This window comes from Snodgrassella sp. ESL0253, from assembly GCF_013344965.1.
Taxonomy (GTDB): Bacteria; Pseudomonadota; Gammaproteobacteria; order Burkholderiales; family Neisseriaceae; genus Snodgrassella; species Snodgrassella alvi_B.
On record NZ_JAAEDQ010000005.1, the window covers coordinates 1 to 20,857 of the forward strand.

General features: G+C 46.2%; 10 protein-coding genes, 5 tRNA genes and 1 pseudogene. 3 read left to right on the forward strand and 13 right to left on the reverse strand.

Features of this window, described 5'->3' with window-relative positions:
• From GYX26_RS05270 to GYX26_RS05280, 3 genes are all read right to left on the reverse strand, one after another.
• Positions 1–5,902 (reverse strand): filamentous hemagglutinin N-terminal domain-containing protein (locus tag GYX26_RS05270; protein WP_174828412.1); only part of this gene is annotated, 5,902 nt, incomplete at its 3' end.
• A 107-nt stretch (positions 5,903–6,009) separates the two neighbouring features.
• A complete protein-coding gene (locus GYX26_RS05275) occupies positions 6,010–7,707 on the reverse strand; it encodes a ShlB/FhaC/HecB family hemolysin secretion/activation protein (protein WP_238791235.1) in 1,698 nt (565 codons plus the stop codon).
• Positions 7,708–8,430: 723 nt separating this feature from the next.
• Entirely contained in the window at positions 8,431–8,571 is a 141-nt protein-coding gene (locus tag GYX26_RS05280; RefSeq protein WP_174828414.1) for a hypothetical protein, read from the reverse strand.
• Positions 8,572–8,575: 4 nt separating this feature from the next.
• Between GYX26_RS05280 and GYX26_RS05285 the strand changes: the two genes are divergently transcribed.
• Entirely contained in the window at positions 8,576–9,088 is a 513-nt protein-coding gene (locus GYX26_RS05285; protein ID WP_255453846.1) for a threonine/serine exporter family protein, read from the forward strand.
• Between the two features lie 35 nt (positions 9,089–9,123).
• Positions 9,124–9,663, forward strand: a pseudogene (locus GYX26_RS11390) (threonine/serine exporter family protein).
• A gap of 93 nt (positions 9,664–9,756) precedes the next feature.
• On the opposite strand, the gene GYX26_RS05300 reads toward GYX26_RS11390, so the two are convergent.
• Both GYX26_RS05300 and GYX26_RS05305 read right to left on the reverse strand, forming a co-directional pair.
• Positions 9,757–9,843 (reverse strand) — tRNA-Leu (locus tag GYX26_RS05300).
• A gap of 704 nt (positions 9,844–10,547) precedes the next feature.
• Positions 10,548–10,634 (reverse strand) — tRNA-Leu (locus GYX26_RS05305).
• An 87-nt stretch (positions 10,635–10,721) separates the two neighbouring features.
• On the opposite strand from GYX26_RS05305, the gene rnr reads away from it, so the two are divergent.
• Positions 10,722–13,058, forward strand: coding sequence for a ribonuclease R (gene rnr / locus GYX26_RS05310; protein ID WP_174828417.1), 2,337 nt, complete (start codon positions 10,722–10,724; stop codon positions 13,056–13,058).
• A gap of 586 nt (positions 13,059–13,644) precedes the next feature.
• Here rnr and GYX26_RS05315 read toward each other — a convergent pair.
• The 8 genes from GYX26_RS05315 to GYX26_RS05350 all read right to left on the reverse strand — a co-directional run bounded on the left by GYX26_RS05315 (position 13,645) and on the right by GYX26_RS05350 (position 20,663).
• Positions 13,645–14,217 (reverse strand): 50S ribosomal protein L25/general stress protein Ctc, encoded by a 573-nt coding sequence (locus GYX26_RS05315; protein ID WP_100090253.1) that lies wholly within the window; start codon positions 14,215–14,217, stop codon positions 13,645–13,647.
• A 60-nt stretch (positions 14,218–14,277) separates the two neighbouring features.
• The gene (locus GYX26_RS05320) at positions 14,278–15,264 is read right to left on the reverse strand and encodes a ribose-phosphate pyrophosphokinase (RefSeq protein WP_100090315.1); all 987 of its coding nucleotides are present in this window, start codon (positions 15,262–15,264) and stop codon (positions 14,278–14,280) included.
• 576 nt (positions 15,265–15,840) lie between these two features.
• Positions 15,841–15,916: transfer RNA gene (locus tag GYX26_RS05325), tRNA-Gln, on the reverse strand.
• Positions 15,917–15,946: 30 nt separating this feature from the next.
• Positions 15,947–16,022: transfer RNA gene (locus GYX26_RS05330), tRNA-Gln, on the reverse strand.
• A 21-nt stretch (positions 16,023–16,043) separates the two neighbouring features.
• Positions 16,044–16,119: transfer RNA gene (locus GYX26_RS05335), tRNA-Gln, on the reverse strand.
• Positions 16,120–16,129: 10 nt separating this feature from the next.
• Positions 16,130–16,981 (reverse strand): 4-(cytidine 5'-diphospho)-2-C-methyl-D-erythritol kinase, encoded by an 852-nt coding sequence (gene ispE / locus GYX26_RS05340; RefSeq protein ID WP_174828418.1) that lies wholly within the window; start codon positions 16,979–16,981, stop codon positions 16,130–16,132.
• A 6-nt stretch (positions 16,982–16,987) separates the two neighbouring features.
• Positions 16,988–17,626, reverse strand: a complete 639-nt coding sequence (lolB, locus tag GYX26_RS05345) for a lipoprotein insertase outer membrane protein LolB (protein ID WP_238791236.1) — start codon at positions 17,624–17,626, stop codon at positions 16,988–16,990.
• A gap of 208 nt (positions 17,627–17,834) precedes the next feature.
• Positions 17,835–20,663 (reverse strand): tetratricopeptide repeat protein, encoded by a 2,829-nt coding sequence (locus tag GYX26_RS05350; RefSeq protein ID WP_174828420.1) that lies wholly within the window; start codon positions 20,661–20,663, stop codon positions 17,835–17,837.
• Positions 20,664–20,857: the final 194 nt, after the last annotated feature.

A 20,857-nucleotide genomic window follows, 5' to 3' on the forward strand; every position in this document is an offset into this window, starting at 1 on the left:
GGGTGGTAACGCTCTGGCTGGTATGCGTATCCTGGGTTTGATGGCTACGCTGGTGGTTCAGGGTGGCTACGATTGGGGTGCTGGCTGCCTGATAGGCGCTGGATGCGGCTTCGCCTGCCTGCATGCTTTTGCCAACGATGCTGTTGCTGAAGTCACCACTGCGCATGCCGTCTTTGAAGGTGCTGGCTCCGGCGACGAAGGGTGAATAGGTGAAGCCAACGCTGAAGCCGCTTTGTTTGGTTTTGAGGTCGGTATGCTGGTCGCTGGTAACGTGGTCAGCCAGCAGGTTGACGTTTTTACCTTGCAGGGTGAGGTCTTTGCCGGCACCGAGGATGGCGGCGCTGGCATTGAGGTCGCCATCGGCCTGGATGATGGTGTTGCCTTTGAGGCTGCCTATCTGGCTAAGGGTAAGGGTGTGGTTCTGCTCCTGCTGATCCAGCTGGGTTTTGGATTTGCTGTAGCCGACGCTGGCCACGCCTTTGGACAGGCCGGCGGTGAAGCCGGATTTTTTCTCTTCGTGGTATTCGTGGTCTTGATAGTTGTTGTGGGCTGCCTGGATGTTGATGTCACCGCCGGCGCTGAGGATGGTTTGATCCTGGGCGATGATGTTGCTGCCGCGCACGTTGATGTCCTGATCGCTGCCGATATTGATTTGTTTACCGGTGATGCTGCTGCCTACGGCTTCATCATGATGTTGCTGGTATTTGTCTATATTGGTTTTGCTGGAAGTAAACCCTTTGGATTTGTTGTAAATAGCCTCATCCAGCTCTGTTGTCTGTCTGCCTTCGGTAATGTTGACGCCTTCTTTGCCGTAAAGGTTGACGCTGCCATTGAAGCTGTTGATGTCGCCCTGACGGATGTTGATTTGTTTGCCAGCACCGATGCTGATATCACCCTGGGTGAGAATCTGGCTGCCCACTTCGGCGCTGTGATGCAGTGACATGTGGTTGCGGTCACTCAGTTTGCCATCGGTTTCGTGGTCGGCTATCTGGACGGTATTTAGGTTGACGCTGCCTTCGCTGGAGCGTAGTTGGGTTTGGCCGTTGGTGGCAGTGTTGACGAGCTGGGAACCATTGATATCTATGCCTTTTTTGCCGTCCACTGTCAGGATGCTGTCTTTGTTTCCGGTGACATACAGGCCGGCGACGCGGTCGATGACGGTACCACCATTACGGTTGTCACCATAGCTGGCGGTGGTGGTGGTGAGGTTGATTTGGTCGGCTTTGAGGCTGAGCAGGTCTTGGGCGATGGCTACACCACCGTTGAAGTCGATGTTTTCTTTGGCACTCAGCCCTATTTTTTGACCGTTAATCAGTCCGCTATTGCTGATGTTCTGGGCGCCAAGGTTGACTATGTTCTGCGCTGCCAAGGTACCTTGGTTGTCTATGTTGCCGCTGTTTTGCAGGTTGATGTTGCGTGCGCTGATCAGACTACCGGCACTGTTGACGTCGCTGGCGCGGGCAATCAGGTAAACTTTGGGCACGAGGACGGTTTGCTGGCTGCCGTCGGCCAGGGTGATGGTCTGGTTAACCAGCCAGACGATGTCGCTGGTCAGTTGTGCCATCTGTTCGGCGCTCAGGGCAATGCCGGGGGTCAGCTTATACTGTTGCGCATAGGTGATGCCGGCATTCATCAGGGCTTTGTATTGTTCTTCGTCGTTCTGGTAGCCATCCAGACGGCGATAGCCGGTCAGGTTGGCGATTTGTTCGTTGATCAGGCGTTGTTCGTAATAGCCGTCGCCCAGCCGTTTCTGCATTTTGTTTGGATCTTGGCCGAGAGCGCTGAGCATGTAGTCGCTGCCCAGCCATTTTTTCATGTTGGTAAAGGCGGGGTCGGTTTCTACCAGATAACCGTTATTATCGGGGTTGATATGGTACAGACTGTTGTTGGGCAGTCTGGTGTTGGTATCAGTCAGGGTTTTGATGTGTTGCTGCTGTTGGGCAATATTGTTGTTGCTGGTATTGGTTTGGTTGTTGCTATTTATGTTACCAACTTCATGGCCGGTTGGATTGGCTGCGCTGGCTACGCCCTGATTACTACCAGTAGTTACGTGTTGCTGGATGGTGCTGGCCGGGGTATCGAATTCGTGGCTGGTGATGATGGTGCGATCATATGAAGTTTCACCAGTGGTTTTTATTTTACCTTTTTTATGGGGAGGGTTTTTGTATTTATATCCTCCCTGCTCACCATGCTCTTCAATCCGCTGCTGTCCTTTGGTTTCGCGGTTTTCGAGATTCAGGTTTTCTGCACCTTTAAGTGTGCCTCCTACGAGGATGCGGCTGTTGTGATTGAGCCAGTGATCACCGCTGATGGTTAAATCTCCGCCGATGATAATTTCACCCGGGTCGGTTTCGGTGACTTTTTGTTTATAGATTTTGCGGTTGAAATCCCACCAGTGTACGTTGCTGGCTGAGTATTTTTTCCAGACTTTTTTGCTACCGTCATTGAAGGTAAAGCTGATTTCTTTTCTGTCTCTTCTGAATTTACCATCTACACCATGTTCCCAGATAGCAGGGTTACCTTTTTCTTGGTACTGTCTTACTCCTTTGCTGCTCTCCAGATATTCTTCTACTTTGAAGTGGTTATTCAGGTTGTGTAATTCTTTGACGGCGATGTTGCCATTACCCTGCGCTTCGATGCGCGCGCTGCCATTAATCAGGCTGTCGGCCATGCCTGTGGCCTGATGCTGTTCGTTTAAGGCACCACCAATGGCGATATCGCCTTCGCTCGACAGGAGGGCATGTTCTTTGTTGATGATGTTGGCGGCACCGATGTCCAGCCGCTCACGCGCAGCAATAACCGCGGCTTTGGTTTCGCTGCCGATGGTTTCTTCCTGGTTGATTAGGTTATGGGTGCCGATGGCAACATGGTTGCCATAGATGCGCCCGCTGCCAATGTTGTTGATGCTGTTGCCTGACTGTACCAGGGTGGTGCCGTTGCTGTTGATCAGGCCACGGTTGGTGATGCTGTCTTGTGCCTGTAGTTCGGTATGGTTGTTACTCTGGATGATGCCGCTAGCTTGGTTGTCGATATTGGCGGCGTTAAGGATCACGCTGTCGTCACCGCTAAGGGTATGGTTGTTGCTGATATTGCCTTGACTGCTCAGGTGCAGGCGTCCGCCAGCTTTGATGTCAGCATCGACGTTGAAGTTATCATGCAGCTGGATGGTGGCGTTACGGCCGGCACCGATGCTGCCGGGGTTGTTGAGCTGTTTGCTTTGGATACTCAGGTCATTGCCAGCCAATATTTTGCCGTTATCGCTGTTGTCGATGCTCAGGCTTTGTTGGTTCTGGTCGTGAATCTGGACATCTTTGGCGCTGCTGATTTGTCCCTGCCGGTTGTCCAGATGCTGGTTAATCTGTGCCGTCAGTTGTTGGTTGGCGCGGATGGCTCCGCTGTGATTGTTGATTGTATCTGTGTGTAGCTGAATGCTATCAGCATCGATGCTGCCTTGCTGGTTGTTGAGGCTGTGGTTATGGATGCTGGCTTGTTTGCCGGCAATGATTTTGCCTTGGGCACTGTTGTCCAGGGTGTTGCTGTTGAGTTGTAGTTCGCCAGCACTGCTGATTTGCCCTTGCTGGTTGTTGATGTGCTGGCTGATCTGCGCACTCAGGTGCTGGTTGCTGCGGATGGCTCCGGCATTGTTGTTCAGGCTATCGGCTGTTAGGTCGATGCTATCGGCATCGATGCTGCCCTGCTGGTTGTTAAGTGCACGGGTGTGCAGCTCGGCCTGTTTGCCGGCGCTGATTTTACCCTGGCTGTTATCTATATCACCGGCGGTTATGCTGAGGTCGCTGTTGCTGCCGATCTGGCCGTTCTGGTTCTGTAGTTGGTTGCGCACGCTAAGTTGCTGTTTGCCTGCACTGCGGATGGCGCCGTGTTGGTTGTTGAGCTCGTTGGTAGTCAGTTGCAGGCTATCGCTGTCGATGGCGCCGTTGCTATTGTTCAGGCTGCCGGTTTGTACTTCGCTCTGGCCGCCACTCCACAACTGGCCGCTGTTGCTGTTGTCTAGCTGGTTGCTGTGGATTTGCAGTTGTTGCTGCGCGGCAATGGTGCCTTGGTCGCTGTTGTTCAGTTCGGCACTGTCGATGGCGATGCGCTCGGCTGACTGGATGCGGCCCTGGCGATTGTCTAACTGGCTGCTGTGGATTTGTAGCTGGCCACTGCTGCTGATCTGTCCTGCGCGGTTGTCCAGCCGGGTGGTGTGGATATCAGCCTGTTTGGTATTCAGTTTGCCCTGATGGTTGTCTAGCAGTTCACCATTTACTTGCAATTTGTTGAGATTCAGGGTGCCCTGGTTGCTCAGGCCATTATGGGCAGTCAGATCGATGCCACCGTTGGCAATGATCTGGCCGTTTTGGTTATCAATGTCGTTATGGCTGATGATTTGCCCGGCGCTGAATGTTTTACTGGTTGTGCTCGGTGCGGCTATGGTCTGGCCGGCACCTTCGGCGATACTCGGCGCTTTGCTCTGCTTGTCTGCTTCCACTGGCGGCTGCGCTGGTTTATCTGGCTGCGCCGGGTTTTGCTCTGGTACGGTTGGTTGTGGCGCATAGCCAATCAGGCTGTCTTTTTGGTTGTTGAGCCGATCCAGTTCCAGATTTAATCCTTGTTGCCCGCTCTGGATGATTTTGCCATTCTGGTTGTGGATGCTGCCGCTGATGATGTCAAGGCGGCCGCCGTTGATTTCGCCACGGTTGCTCAGGCTGTTTTGGTTGCGGATATGCACTTCGTCGGCGCTGGTCAGCAGGCCGCTGTTGCTCAGTTGCTGGCTCTGTAGTTGCAGTTTGCCCTGGCTGGAAAGGGTGCCGCTGTTGTTGATGCTGTTGGTTTTAATGGTGGTGGCTGCTATGTCGGCTGCATTGGTGCTTTTGTCGGCTGCGATGATGCTGCCGCTGTTGTCCAGATGGCCATCGGCGCTAATGGTGACACTGCCAGCACCGGCAAAGATTTGGCCGGCGTTGTTGATACCAACGCCTTTGTCGTTGCTGATCAGGACGATTTTACCGGCATACATGCCGCCCAGTTTGCCGGTATCAATGGCGATGCCGGGCTTGGTGTCGCTGTTGCTTTGGGTGGGGGTGATGTGCTGAGTTTCGGCATCAATATGATTGCTGCCGCTGATGATGTTGAGGTTATTAGCCCAGATGCCAGCGTTGATTTGCGCTGCTTTGCTGAGGATATGGGTGTAGTCGCTGTCTCTGCTGTCAAGGCCTTTGCCGTTGATGCTGATGTTGCCCTGGTTGATTTGGATGCCGTTGATTTGACCGTCGCTGATTTGAGGTTTGCCGGTAGTTAAAGTGACGCCGGCAGCATTGATAAAGCCGCCACCGTTGATATTGATGCCGGCCGGATTGGCCATGATGACTTCGGCACGCCGTCCGGCTACTTCGATGTAGCCGTTAAGTTGACTTGGGTTACTGCTGTTAATCTGGTTGACGATGATGCGAGCTTCGCCAGATGCTAACCACGGGTTGCCCTGTATCCAGCCAGCCTGACGGGTCTGGGTGCTTTTGCGGCTGTTGTTGAGGATGGCGCCTTTCTGGTCGACGTCCATCTGCCGGTATTGATTGATAGATACGCCGCGTTTGCTCGGGGTGCGGATGTTGATCTGCGGGGTGCCGTTGGCACTTGGCAGGATGGTTGGCTGCTGGTTTTTAGGGGCAGATGGGTCGGCATGAATTTCGGCCGCTATGACATTGTTATCTACCAATACGCATAAACCCAGTCCGAGCAGGATGGAACCGGTTAAAATGGGTAATTTGGCCAACAGGCTGCTGATGATGTTGCTGCCGCTGCTACGGTCGGCACTGGTTTTGCCGGCGCTGGTGGTGTTTTCGGCAACGGCTACCATTTGTCCGCGGTGTTTGTTGTAGATAACCTTATAGCGGTTTTTGTTCATGATTTTCCCTTTAAACTTTTGCTGTTTTTTTGTGTGTGCTAACCAGAATATGTGTTCTGTTTTATGATGTGCTTGACTGTCGGCACTGAATTTTGCCGGTTGGTTTGTTACATGCTGTAGTTGAGGCTAAAGCCAACGCTGGTTCTGGGAGTGCGGAAATACTGGGGTTTGTATATGGGTTTGCCAGCAAAAATGTCGTAGTACCATTGTCCGCCCGCTTTGATTTGCCCCTTAAAGCCGATTACTGCTCCGGCCAGTGTTTTTCCTAGCTGCATCTCGGTGGCTGGCCCGGCAACGTGGCCAACATCTAGTCCTAGATATACCTGTTGCCCTGCTTTATATTGCCAGTTGAGATTGTTGTTCCAATACCAGCCTCGTTCTCCCATCAGGCTCATTTCGCCATTAAAGCCTCGAACGGTATAACGCCCGCCTATGGAAATTTGGTCTTGGGTGATTAATGGAGTTTTGTTCCACTGGCCGTGAAAGTTGCTGTCGTAGCTCAGATGTTGTTTACCCCAGGTGAATGGCAACATGAAACCAACATCAGCAGTGATGATTTTCATGCGTGAGGTGCCTTCACCAAACTCTTCTTCGGGCGCACGTAAGCTGTTACCCGCACCAGTGCCGCGTTTGTAGCCTATTCCCAGGTTGAGGGTGGCGTTGCCGATGTACTCTTGATGGTTCAGGTTGACTGTCCAGCCAGCTGTACGTCGTTGCTGGACTTCGATTTCGGCATCATTAATGAAGTTGTGTGATTCGCGCCGCCACAGTTTGGCAGTCATGTCGGTTTTGCGGTGACTGTTGCGATACAACACGCGGGTAAGGCCAAAATCGGTATTGTCGCTGTTGCCGCTGTAGTCATAGTTTTCGCTATAACCGGCTACTGCCTGATGGTAGCGATAATGGTTGCGGTTAAATGCCATTAACCAGTTACCGATAGGAACGGAATAATGCAGGGCATAGCCATGGGTGCCGCTGCCGGTTTTTCCTTCATCGCTGAAGTAGCTGTCTTTACCACCTAAATCATGGTTGTAGTTGATGTAGAATAAATCACTTAATCCCAATGGATTATCTACTGACAAGGTAGCACCGCCTTGATAACGCCCGGTTGAATGGCTGCCGGAATCGTCTACGTTAAGACTTAATCGCACAGGTACGGTACGCTGAGTCCAGCTAATCACGACATCACTCTGATTAGGTTCTTCTGCCGGTACAATCTGGATATCCGCTTCAGCGGTAGGTACTCGACGCAGGTTTTCCATACCTTGCTCTAGCTTGCGTAGATTCAGGATGTCGCCAGCTCTGGCTGGAAATTCATTTTGAATATGGCGGATGCGCCCAACATGTGTTGTTGCTGCATTATCCAAATTGTAGCGAATGGCATGGATGCGCCCGGGTATAACACTTAGCTGCAATTTTCCACTGCTAAGGTCTTGCGGATTAGCCAGAATACGGGTGGTAGTGTAGCCACGCTCAATGACGGCATTCTGCGCCAGTGTCATAAGCTGGTTAACACCTTTTGCGCCCAGACACATGCCGGGGGTGAAATGACCCTGACGGATGGCTTTTTTCAGGGCAAACTGAAAACGACCCGCTTCTTCACCAGTCAAACTGATGCTATCGATAGCAAAGCAGGGTTTTTCATCTGTGATTAGTTTGCCTGCCTGCGGCAGGTTTTCTTCTTCCGGCTGCAAACGCACGTTAATATCCGGCTGCATTTGCTGCTGGAATTGCTGCTGCCGCTGCTGTTCGCGAATAATTTGCTGTTGCTGTTTTCGCTCAAGCTGTTCTGTCATTTCGGACATCGGTGCAGCATAGACTTGTAACAAGCCACTACCCAACAAATTTACCAACAGAGCAAGTTTCTTGATGTGCATTTTATGCTTATTGAATGTTAATGTTGGTAAATTCTAGCTACATCATGTGCTGATTTCAACTTGGGTTATGTTTGATGGATAGCGGTATACGACTAAGTAATGTGCGGATTAATGCTGAAATTCTGGTAGATAAAGGCTAAATTGAGCAAAAATATATACTAGTCATTTGGTTTTATTAAAAATAATTTTGTTGCAATTTTAAGAATTATTGTTATTAGAAAATACAGCATTAAGGGAAACGATTATGAGGTGATCTAGTTTTTTATGTCTATTTTTATTAAAAACACATAAATATATTGTTTATTTATGCTGTATTTTGGTGTTTTTTATTTATATAATTTAAAATTAGCAATATTATTGTTTATTGACTGTAAAAAAAATACTACTGACCCCTAAACGCTGTAAAAAGGATACAGAACCGGCCGGTGTAATTAAATTTTTAGTTTATTCAGTGATGTTACTAATAGAATTATCTGCCATTTTTTGGCAGCAGCGGCATCTGGTAGTGAATTGTAATGTTGCAAACTGGCGCCGATACCGGCATTAGCTGGCGCTGACCAGACAGCAAACGACGCAATGCCACCCCCCTATTCCGATCAGATGGGAAATTGCTATTGCAAACTGGCAACTGGTAGCTACCACATTAAACAGTCAATGCACCATGTCGCTCATATGCTTGGGGTAGAAAATCAGGCGCATATTACGCTGACAGAAATCAATTCCACCTGCCGCAGCAGCAAGCAGTTCAAAACTGAAATCACCAATATTTAGAAAGTTGGTATTAATATCCATAAATATGCAATTACTCGAAACGCTATTAATAACAATACAGGCGCGTTATCAACACATGAGTAAAAGCGAGCTTATCCGCTATCTCGATCAGTCTTCGGCAAAAATTGAAAATCAGCCCGTTCTATATAGCCTGTGCCAGTCAGCTTTATTTGCTGCCATTGCCTGTTCCTCTTTTACTTTTCTAATTGGTGGCAGCATGATAGAAATGCTGGGTGTGCTGATTGCTTCTGGTTTTGGCCAGGCACCGTTACACAAACACTTGAATCAGTTTGGGGTAACTATATTGGCTGCTGCTGTGGCTTCGAACCTGTATTTTCTAATTATTAGCGCCAGTTATTTACTATTAAAAGTAAATATTCAGTATACTGCTGGCTATATAGCTTCGATGCTGTTTTTGATTCCCGGCTTTCCATTGATAACCGGTATACTGGATTTGGCCAAACTGGATTTTTCTTTGGATATTCAGCGGGTAGCCTATGCGGTGGCCGTAATTTTTTGTGCCACTTTTGCCACCTAGGTAGTTGCTGCTGGCCTTCATATAGCACCGGATAAATGCTCTCCCCTAACCTTTACCCTGTCTGGAATGGATGTTTCCACCTGATTGCCAGCTTTTTTAGGGCTCTCGTTTTTTCCCTACTCTTTAACAGCCCGATTAAAACTGCATCTATGACCGCGTTTATTGGTATGTATGCCAATACTCTGCGTCTGGAATTAATAGACTTTACCCACATTCCTATTCAGGTTGCCTCTCTGATTGCAGCCTTTATTGTTGGCATTAGCGCATTTTAGTTTAGTCATTACAATAAATGCCCGTGCATTGCTCTGTCGGTACCCGCGGTACGTATTATGGTTCCCGGTATCTATATGTTCCGCTCAATGTATTTTGTACAGCAAAACGATATTATTAATGCCATTAACAGGGGAGCACAGGCTATGTTTATTGTTCTTGCTCTGCCATTAGTTTGGTACTGGCACGAGTATGTACTGATAAAGAATAGGCATTTAATCTGTTACCTGCTGATGAACAGAAGTAATATATTTCCTTCTCGCTGCTTTTTGCTTGTTCAATTAATCACTTACGCAGATAGTTAAAAATAAATAATGATAAGTTTAATAGAAAGTTGTTTATATATCTGGAAATAAAAAAAGATATCTAATTACTTAGATATCTTTTTTTCGGAATTCTGGTGCCCAGGAGAAGACTCGAACTTCCACACCATTGCTGGCACATGGACCTGAACCATGCGCGTCTACCAATTCCGCCACCTGGGCCTTATTTGCTACTGCAACTATTAGATTGCTGCGTTCAGCGAAGTTGTGCATTATATATTCTTGATATAGATTGTCAATAGCTATGCTGGGATCGACAATAACAGTTATTGATTAACAAGGGAATTTTTTGTTTTTACAAAATATGCTGTGTACAGTATCTAAACTATTCAATTGACTGCTTATGGCATGCAATTTGGTTATCGAATACATTAAATAGTTCTCTAGGTAAATAAAAATTACCGCAATTTTAGTTGTGATGGTGCACAGGGTGATTTGATACTATCAATTAAACTGGCGATACAGATCATGTTTTATCAGGTATTGATACATTTTATACTGTACAAATTATATGGGAATAATTTAATTGCTATATATATAAACCTTTTTATATATATTTTTGTCTGTTTGCTTGCTTTGTATCTAATTATAGTTTTACGGCTGCTCTGGAAGACCAATGCATAATGTCATACTTTATTTTTATCATTTTGGATGGCTGTAAAGACTTGCTATTTAAATATTGCTCAATTAATTTATTCTAGTGAACAACGTGTACATATGCTGGATAAAAATGTAATTTACATTTCAATATATTACCAAATAAATATTTAATATTATTTATAGGAAAAATTCCAGATTTAAGGATTTTACTAATATAGGAAATAAAAAAAGATATCTAATTACTTAGATATCTTTTTTCGGAATTCTGGTGCCCAGGAGAAGACTCGAACTTCCACACCATTGCTGGTACATGGACCTGAACCATGCGCGTCTACCAATTCCGCCACCTGGGCTTTTGCATATATTGCGACTTTCAGTTAAAGTATGTCTTTAACTGAGGAAATGCATTATATATTCTCTAAAGAGATTGTCAATACCCTATGAAAAAAAAATCTGATTTACGCCATCAAGACCCTTATTTAGAACGAGAATTACAACGTTATCTTAATCCCCTACCCAGCCGCGAATGGATTATTGCCATTTTGGAAAAAATTGGCATTCCAGTCAAAATGACTGAGCTGGCACAAAAACTCAATATTACTGCCGAAGAAACAGCTTTTTTTGAACGTCGTTTAAACGCCATGGCACGTGATGGGCAGATTTTGATTAATCGCCGTGGTGCTGTTTGTATAGCCAATAAGCTGGCACTGGTTAAGTGTCGTATTGAAGTACACAAGGATGATTTTGGCTTTGCCGTACCGCTGAATCCGGCGGATGGCAGCGATTTTGTGCTTTATACCCGGCAGATGCGTGGGTTGATGAATGGAGATATTGTCACAGTACGACCTGCGGGTACCGATCGGCGCGGCCGGCGTGAAGGTCAGGTTCTGGATGTGATTGAACGCGCCAATCAGGATGTGGTTGGCCGGCTGACTATTGAACATGGTGTGGCCATGCTGGTTCCTGAGGACAAGCGCCTGGGCGCAAGTATTGTGTTACAGCCGGATTCGCTTGGTAAAGCCAAAGCCGGACAGGTTATGGTGGCCAGAATTGAGTCATACCCGAATGCAACACAGGCAGCCGTTGCGCGTGTTACTGAAATTTTGGGTGATTATGCTGACAGTGGTATGGAAATTGAAATCGCTGTACGCAAGCATCATTTATCTTATCAGTTTAGTCGTGATTGTTTAGCTCAGGCCGCTAAAATACCTGATCATGTTAAGGCTGCTGAGCGTAAAAACCGGGTAGATTTGCGTGAACTACCGCTGATTACCATTGATGGTGAAACTGCTCGTGATTTTGACGATGCGGTATATGCGGAAAAAATTGGCCGTAATTATCGTCTGGTGGTAGCCATTGCTGATGTCAGCCATTACGTTTATCCCGATGATGCTATTGATAAGGATGCACAGGAACGTGCTACGAGTGTGTATTTTCCGCGTCGGGTAATTCCGATGCTGCCAGAAAATCTTTCTAATGGCATCTGCTCGCTTAATCCAAACGTAGAGCGCTTGTGTCTGGTATGCGATATGGTGATTACTTATGCCGGTAATATTAAAAGCTATGAGTTTTATCCGGCTGTAATGCGTTCCCATGCACGGCTTACTTATACGCAGGCATGGGACTGGATTAATAATGACCAGTTTGATGACCCGATGAAAACGCATGTGCTTAGTCTGTACCAGCTGTATCAGATTTTACTGAAAAAACGCCTGCAACGTGGTGCTGTAGAATTTGAAAGCATAGAAACACAGATGATATTTAATCAGCAGGGCAAAATTGAGCGTATTGTGCCAGTTGAACGTAATGAGGCTCATCGCCTGATTGAGGAATGTATGCTGGCAGCCAATGTTTGCGCTGCAGAGTTTCTCAAGCACCACAAGCACCCTGCTCTATACCGCAATCATGCTGGCCCTACCAGTGAACGTTTAGGTACTTTGCGTGAGCAGCTAGCTTTGCTTGGCTTGCAATTGAATGGTGGTATCAATCCTACGCCAAAGGACTATGCGGAGCTAAGCGAAAAAATTAAAGACCGCCCAGATCGTAATGTAATTGGCGTGATGTTGCTGCGCTCTATGCAGCAGGCTGTCTATGAGCCACAGAATATAGGTCATTTTGGCTTGGCCTATCCGGCATATACTCACTTTACTTCTCCGATTCGGCGTTATCCCGACTTGACGGTACATCGTGCCATTAAGGCAATTTTGCAGCACAGGCAATACCAGCCAAAATCGTGGACTGAGTTAGGCGTACATTGCTCGCTGGCGGAGCGTAAAGCTGATAATGCCAGCCGTGATGTTGAAAACTGGCTGAAAACCTACTATATGCAAGACAAGATTGGTGAAGTGTTTTCCGGTACGATTTCGGGTATGGCAAACTTCGGCCTGTTTGTTACTTTAGATAATGTTTACATTGATGGTATGATTCACATCAGTGATCTGGGCGAAGATTATTTCAATTTCCATCCTGAACTGATGGCAATTATTGGCGAACGTAGTGGTATTAGCTTTAAGCTTGGTGACAAGGTAATGGTGAAAGTAGCCCGTGCTGATCTGGATACCAGCCGGATCGATTTGGTACTGATTAGCACCAGCAGTGGCAAGCGGCGTCAGAAAAACAATGCACAGAAAATTCAGAAACAGCTTAAAGCTACTGCTAAAAAACCGCGCAAGGTTGCCAATACCAAGCAAAAAGATGCTAGAACTAAAACAGCAACAGGCCAGAATTCCCGTTCAGCCCGTACTCGCAGTAAGTCGTCAGGCCGCAAAAAATCCTGATTTTTATCGGATTGGTACTAATTAAGTTGTTAGCTTAAGACAAAATATTTGTCTGCTTTCTAGCAAGTTGGTATGCAGTAAATAATAAAGCCTTTATTATTTGGCCTATAAAGGCTTTTATTAGCTACTTTCTCAGTGACAGCTTTAACCTGTATTCTTAAAATTTTTTTGTAATTCATGCTCAATGTTACAACAATTGTATGATAGGTTTTTATAAATATTCAGGTTTACTTATTTTTCTGGAAAAATAATATTAAAGGAATTGGGAGCCACTTGTATTTTTATTGAGTTATGAATGTTTTTAGGGTTTAAGCAGATATGTGTATTGTGCTCTTGCATTACATTATTTCGTATTAACACTGTATCTTAAAGTGCATACTTGTATTGGTTTTAATTATTTATTTTTCCTATTTTCTTACCGTGCCATGTTTATTAAGTAGTAATGGTTTTATTGATTGGTTATTGCCACGGATATCACGAAATAAAAAAACTGAAGCCTGTAATAACAGGCTTCAGTTTTTATTGGGTATTTATCTGTAATAGGTTAAATACTTTTCAAATATAGGCTGTATTCAAGCTTTACAGCTTATTTGTTTTTACCGGTAGCAGAAGCGATAGCCAGATTTTCGTTGCGATTCAAGGCAACGCTGGTAACGCCTTCAGGGAATACCAGATCAGACAGGTGACGGATTTCACCGGCACGGATGGTAGCAACGTCCAGCTCCAGTACAGCCGGAACGTTTTTCGGCAAGGCATTCACTTCTACGCTGGTAGCCAACAGGGACACACGACCACTCTGCAATTTTTCCGCTGGAGAAATAGCTGCATTCAACAGGTGCAATGGAACGCGAATGTTGATGGCTTTATTTGCATCAACAGCCTGAAAATCAATATGCTGTACCTGCTGTTTAAACGGGTGCATCTGGAAATCACGTACGATAACGTCGTAAGCTTTACCATTAACATCCAGCTTGATGATAGCAGTATGGAAAGATTCTTTTTCCAGTGCATACCATAAGGTACGATGATCTACAGTAATAGCTACTGGCTCGGTACCTTCGCCGTACAATACAGCCGGTACTTTGCCTTCGCGACGCAGGCGGCGGCTCGCACCAGTGCCCTGAGCTTCACGGATTTCTGCTTTAATTTCGTAAGACATAACTACTCCAAGGTTAAATGCCATCATCGGCCGCGACCAGCTTAAGATGGCTTGGGGGTATTAAGGGAGAAACATTGCTCCCGGGATGGCCACATCCTCATTAAAGAGATATGACACAGATTCTTCGTTGCTGATACGGCGTACAGTTTCTGCGAGTAAGCCGGAAATGCTTACCTGACGGATACGTTCACATTTCTGTGCAGCTTCTGATAATGGAATGGTATCAGTTACTACTACCTGATCGATTTCTGATGAGGCAATACGTTCGATTGCTGCGCCGGAAAATACCGGATGCGTGGCATAGGCCAGTACGCGTTCTGCGCCACGCTCTTTTAGTGCTGATGCAGCTTTACACAGGGTATTGGCGGTATCAATCATGTCGTCAATAATCAGACAGGTACGATTCTGGACTTCGCCAATAATGTTCATCACTTCGGCCACATTGGCTTTTGGCCGGCGTTTATCAATAATGGCTAAATCAGTACCCAGCGTTTTGGCCACAGCACGGGCGCGTACTACACCACCGATATCAGGGCTGACTACGGTCAGATTGTCAATGCGCTGTTTTTCAATGTCGTGCACCAGAATGGGGGTGGCATAGATATTGTCAACCGGAATATCAAAAAAGCCCTGAATCTGGTCGGCATGCAAGTCAACCGTGAGTACACGGTCAATACCGGCAGAATACAGCATATTGGCTACCAGCTTGGCGGAAATCGGCACCCGAACTGAGCGCGGACGGCGATCTTGGCGTGCATAACCGAAATAAGGTATGGCAGCGGTAATCCGGCCGGCAGAAGCACGTTTGAGCGCGTCGGCCATGGTGAGGATTTCCATTAAATTATCATTGGTTGGTGCGCAGGTAGGCTGTACGATAAATACATCGCGACCACGTACATTTTCCAGTAATTCAATTGCGATTTCGCCGTCTGAGAATTTTCCTACTGAGGCTCGTCCCAGAGAAATATCCAAATGTCTGGCTACGTTATTAGCCAGCTCCGGGTTTGCATTGCCGGTAAACACCATCAAACTGTCGTATGCTGCCATTTCTGTTGTACCTGAGTCCTGTTTAGGTTTGGTTTGGTTTGTATGAGGTAGATTAAACATTTAATCCAAGGCTTTCATATCACCACTGACGCTGGTGTATCTGTCATTTAAACAAGTGGGGAATATTAACCGGACAAAGTAGTTTTACTCTTCTTTCTCTCAGTCTTTATTCATTTACGCTGCTTTTAAATTCAAAAGCAATGACCACCGCTTTGAAAAAGATTTTCCAGTGTGCACTGGTTAGCTACAAGTATCAGGGCTGAAACAGATTTAATCAATGAATTTTGCTGATACCTGATAGCAGCATGGCAAAATAGTAACACTATTTTATTACTACGATTGAATCTGTATTGTGTTTTCAACCCCTCAACTGGTTTGCTTAGCACAAAAGTGAAAGCTGTTTATACATACTGTAACATCATTATGCCTGTGTGAAATCCAGTATACTGGTTTTCAATCCATCAGGCTGAACCGGTAAATTATATCACTTCTATCGATTTACACGTGCTCTTACGTAACAATTTGTCATTTACACATTAAATAAGCGTGTAAGTAAACTTACACGCTTATTTGAATTGGCTGGGGAGGTAGGATTCGAACCTACGCATACCGGAATCAGAATCCGGGGTCTTAACCACTTGACGACTCCCCAAAAGGGTTCACTGCTTAACTGCTCAATATGTGGCTGGGGAGGTAGGATTCGAACCTACGCATACTGGGATCAAAACCCAGTGTCTTAACCACTTGACGACTCCCCAATGCTTTTTGTATTAAGCAATTGGCTGGGGAGGTAGGATTCGAACCTACGCATACTGGGATCAAAACCCAGTGTCTTAACCACTTGACGACTCCCCAACAACACACATCATTGATAAAACGGATGCCTCGGTATCGAAGCAACACAATACGCCTGATGCGCGTGAGAAACTTTATTGTAAACAGCTTGTGCGGCACTCTCAGAATCAAATGACAAAAATACGCATGCACCAGAACCACTCATCATTGGTGAACCGTATTCAGCCAAAACATCAAATGCTGCTTTTACCGCTGGATACTCAGCAAAAACAACGCTCTGCATATCATTGCGCCAGTGCTGTCCTGCTTGAAAGTCTGGCATTATGCGTGGCTTGGAATCTCGTGTCAAGTCTTTATGTGCAAATATTTTCGGCGTACTAACGTGCACGGGCGGCTTGATAATCACATACCATTGTTTTGGCAGGAATATAGGACTTAAATCCTCACCAATACCACGAGCAAATGCACTTTGGCCAAAAATAAAAAATGGCACATCTGCGCCCAGTTGCACCCCCAGCTGCAATAGTTGTGTCTTATTTAGGTTAAGCTGCCATAAGCGATTGAGTGCCATTAACACTACTGCTGCATCTGCACTGCCCCCTCCTAATCCGCCACCGATGGGAATCTGTTTGTCCAGCCAGATGTCCACACCCTGCTGTGTTCCTGTATGGCTGCGTAGTAACTGTGCTGCACGTACGCACAAATCCTGCTCCGCCATGATACCGGCAACTGGTGTATTCAGTGTTATGGCACCATTACTGTTTACTCTGAGCCAGATTTGGTCATACAACGCTATCAGGGTAAAGATGCTTTCGAGTAAATGGTAGCCATCAGCACGCCGGCCGACGATGCGCAGATCAAGATTCAGCTTGGCTGGTGCCAGAAAGTGATGAGCATCGGCTGGTGGATATAAATTATTCATATTCTGCTAATTACTCAAATCAGGAAGTTTTTGACGCAATTCACATTGCGATGATGTCTGGCTGGCCGTATCTGTGTATTCATCAAAAACCAGTCTGATATCAAAACGCGCGTTATTTAATTGAACGACACGTGGATTACGGCTGCCATTTTGCAGCTGGCGCTGGATAATCCAGCCAGACTGTTTGAGCTTGCCATCTGGCAGTAACTGATAAGGTTCATCTGTAATCCAGTAACCCTGCACCCACTGATTCAGATGATCAAATGGCAGCGCAAAACCAAGCATACGCTGGCTTAATTCTTCTATGCTGGTGGCAGTGGTAATCTGCCCTTTGTTGTCTTCCGCAATTACTCCTGTGTTGTCACGACACAGAACACCTACGCTGTTACCCAATGGTGTTTTGACCTCAATGGTTTGTACTGTACCTAAATTCTGCCAGCTAAAGTTGGCATATGTACCTTTGCCTTGATCTTTGATAGCCAGCCTGCCGGAACTGTCAAAAGCGGAGACAGTATGTTCATGACCTGCCTGCCAGTCTGTGGCTGCGGTTATTTTTTTCGACACCAGGCTGCTACAGGCACTTAAGGCTAAGCTAAGGATAACTGTGGACACATAGAGGCGTTGCCTATGAAAAAATGAATACATTATTTTCCGTTGCGGTAACTGTGATGTGTTTATTGTAACGGTATTAACAGCAACTGTATGTACTCTGAGCTGTTAAACTTCTGCTTACAATCTGCATATAAATCAGTAGCTGCCGTTCACACAATATGTGTACGGCAGCTTTTTTTGCGATATCACCAGATAATCTGGCTGACAGATTAAATTAAGCCACTAGATTTACCAAGTCTATTTACTGGTCTGTGGCTGCGGGAGCAGACAAGCTGGCCGGATCGACAGCAAATTTTTTTAAAGTCTGCTGTAAAACTTTTTGGTCTGAATTTTTATTGGCCAGCCCTTGAGCCCAGATTTGCCGTGCCTGCTCTTGTTCACCCATTTGCCACAATACTTCACCCAGATGTGCTGCAACGGTACTTTCCGGTGATGCCTGATAAGCAGAGCGCAGGAGCGGTAAGGCTTTTTTTGGTTCACCATTAAGGTAATAGGCCCAACCCAGACTATCCTGAATCACCTCAGATTCTCCGTCTAGCTGATTTGCATGTTGCAGAATGGTTAGCGCTTCAGCCCAGTAACGTTTTGGCATATTGAGCATGGCATAACCCAGGTTATTCCAGCCATAAGCACTATCAGGTTTCAATTTAGTAAAGACACGAAAATCTTCTATTGCTTTTTTCGGCTGATTCAGATTTTCAGCATAAGCCACACCACGCATATACGTGATCAATTCCACAGATTTGCTGTCATGAGTGGTATCGACAAGCTGCTGCGCCTCTTTCAGATGCTGTGTCAGTTTACGTACATAAGCTTTTGGCTGAAGTATTTTACGGTCGATGTTAATTGAAAGAATAAGTACATCAATATTATCAAAAAATTCTGGTGCTTGTTGGCTCTGATTAATGCGCTGCAACCATTGCTGTGCTGCTGGTATGTTGTTTTGTTCTACTTCAATCAAGCCCATCAGACAGGCTTTATCGGTGGCAAATTTGTTATCTGTCACTTTATTTAACCATTCTCGTGCTTCAGCATTATTGTTATTTTTATAAAAATAAAATGCGGCCTGAAGTGCTGCTTCACTGCGCTGGCTAACATTACCTACTTGAATTGCCTTATTAATGTTATCGATAATAGCTGGTGTATTTGCCTTATTGACATCTAATGCACTGGCCTGTCGCAGATAAGAATCCGCATCCGCCTGAGCCATTTCTGTTTTTGCTGCTGTCAGGGGCAAGCTGGCTGGCTTGATTCCATGCTTGCTCAGAATCTGGCTCAGAACTTTATGCTCGCTTTTTTTATTAAGCCAGCCCTGAGCCCATATCTGGCGAGCCTCGTTTTCACGTCCCAGTTGCCAGTAAACTTCACCCAGATGGGCAGCTACTTCACTTTCAGGCTGATGCTGATAGGCATATTCAAGTAAAGGCAGGGCTTTCTCTGCATCACCATTGAGAAAATAAGCCCAGCCCAAACTGTCATTGACAGCCGGAGACTGGCTGCTTAGGGAATAAGCCTGTTCCAGTAATTTCTGGGCTTCTGGCCAGTTGGCTTTAGGCATGCTCAGCAGGGTATAACCCAGTGCATTGAGACCCTCCACCTGATTAGGCCTCATCCTGACATAGCGGCGCATGTCTGCCACGGCTTTTGCCGGCTCATTAAGTTTATCTGCATATAATAGCCCGCGCAGCAGTAATAATGGCGGAACATCCAGTTCCTGTGTTTTGGCATCGCCCTGCTCGGCTTTCGCCAGCATTCTGTTGAGGTATTGCTCATACTGACGGTTTGTAAGCGAGGAGCCGTTTATAAAGGTTTGCAGACGCAGCAAATCTCTGGAATTGAAAAATGTGCCCTGTTTATTGGTAGACTGAGCTTTATTCAGCCATTTTTGCGCTGCTGCCCAGTGTTCTTCTTCGGCATCCAATGAGCACATCATGAGTGCCTGATCAAAGGCAAACTTCGGATCATCTGCTTTTGCTGCCCATAAACGGGAAGCAGATAAATTATGCTCATCATAATAGCGCATGGCTACCATCATTGCCACTTTACTGCGCTGATTGCGATTACCCAGTTCGGCGATTTTCTCTGCGTACGAAGCAATGGTAGCTGTGTCTGCTTTCTGGCTGACGGCCAGATAAGCGGCCTGTAAATACAGGTCTGCACTTTTACTTTTGGCCAGTAATGGCTGCAGGGTTTGATATGCTTGCTGCAATTTGTTATTTTTAATCAGTAATTCTATATAAAGACTTTGCCATTTAGCTGGCATGGTATCCACGCCAGTTTGCTGATAAAAATCCAGCAGGTATTGTGGCTGTTTGAGATTGATCAGATTCAGGGTGAGCTGAGTGGCCGGAAAGATATCGGTATCCAGACGAAGCAGCGATTGTAATGCTTTGATGGTTTGCTCTTCATGAGCACCAGTTACGCCATAGATGGCATCTGCAATCAATGCTTCCGCCATTTCGGGATGCAGAACTGCCTTTTTGTGAATTGGAGCATTCAGTTCATCAGTGGCATTCAGATTGTTTAAGCGCAATTGTGCCAGTTTTAAAAACAGCCGGCGCAGCTGATAATCATTGACATGAGACAGAACTGCATCTGTATTTTTCAGCACTTGCGGCACATCATTTTTTGCTATGGCCAGTTCCCACATCAGGCGCTGTCTGGCTGGTGTTTCAGTTGGTTCGATTTGCTGCCAGCGATCAGCAATGGTTTGCGCCTCTGTAATTTTATTGGCACCCAGTGCCATTTCCATGGCTCGCTCTGCTACTTCTGGTTCCTGCGTATGTTCGAGCATGCGCATGTCTGCTGCCAGAGCCTTATCGGTTTTGCCCTGCGAATAGGTAAGTTCGCTGGCAAACAGGGTAAAAATGTCATTGGCACGTCCGGCAATGGCCAGACGCCGTTGCAGGGATGCGGCATCATCTGGTGCGGTAAGCTGACTTACGCGTTCAATTTTGGTTTGAATCAAAGGTACGGATGTCTGCCGCTCCTGAGTACTATTTGCATTGGCCATACTTGCAGCCATTAAACTCAGAACAATCGGGGTAATGCGATGAATCCAACGAGGCATTAAACTTCTCCATGTATGCTGATCAGTTGTCGTATACACTGACTCATGAACAAATAACAATTCTGTACCGGCACAGGCAGATTTTTACTAACTTCTGTTGAGATAGCTGCCTTAGAAATGTCTGCTACCCATTTAAAGACTAAATTATTGGGGTAAAATAGTTTGCTACTTTAACACAGACATTTTTAACTGCG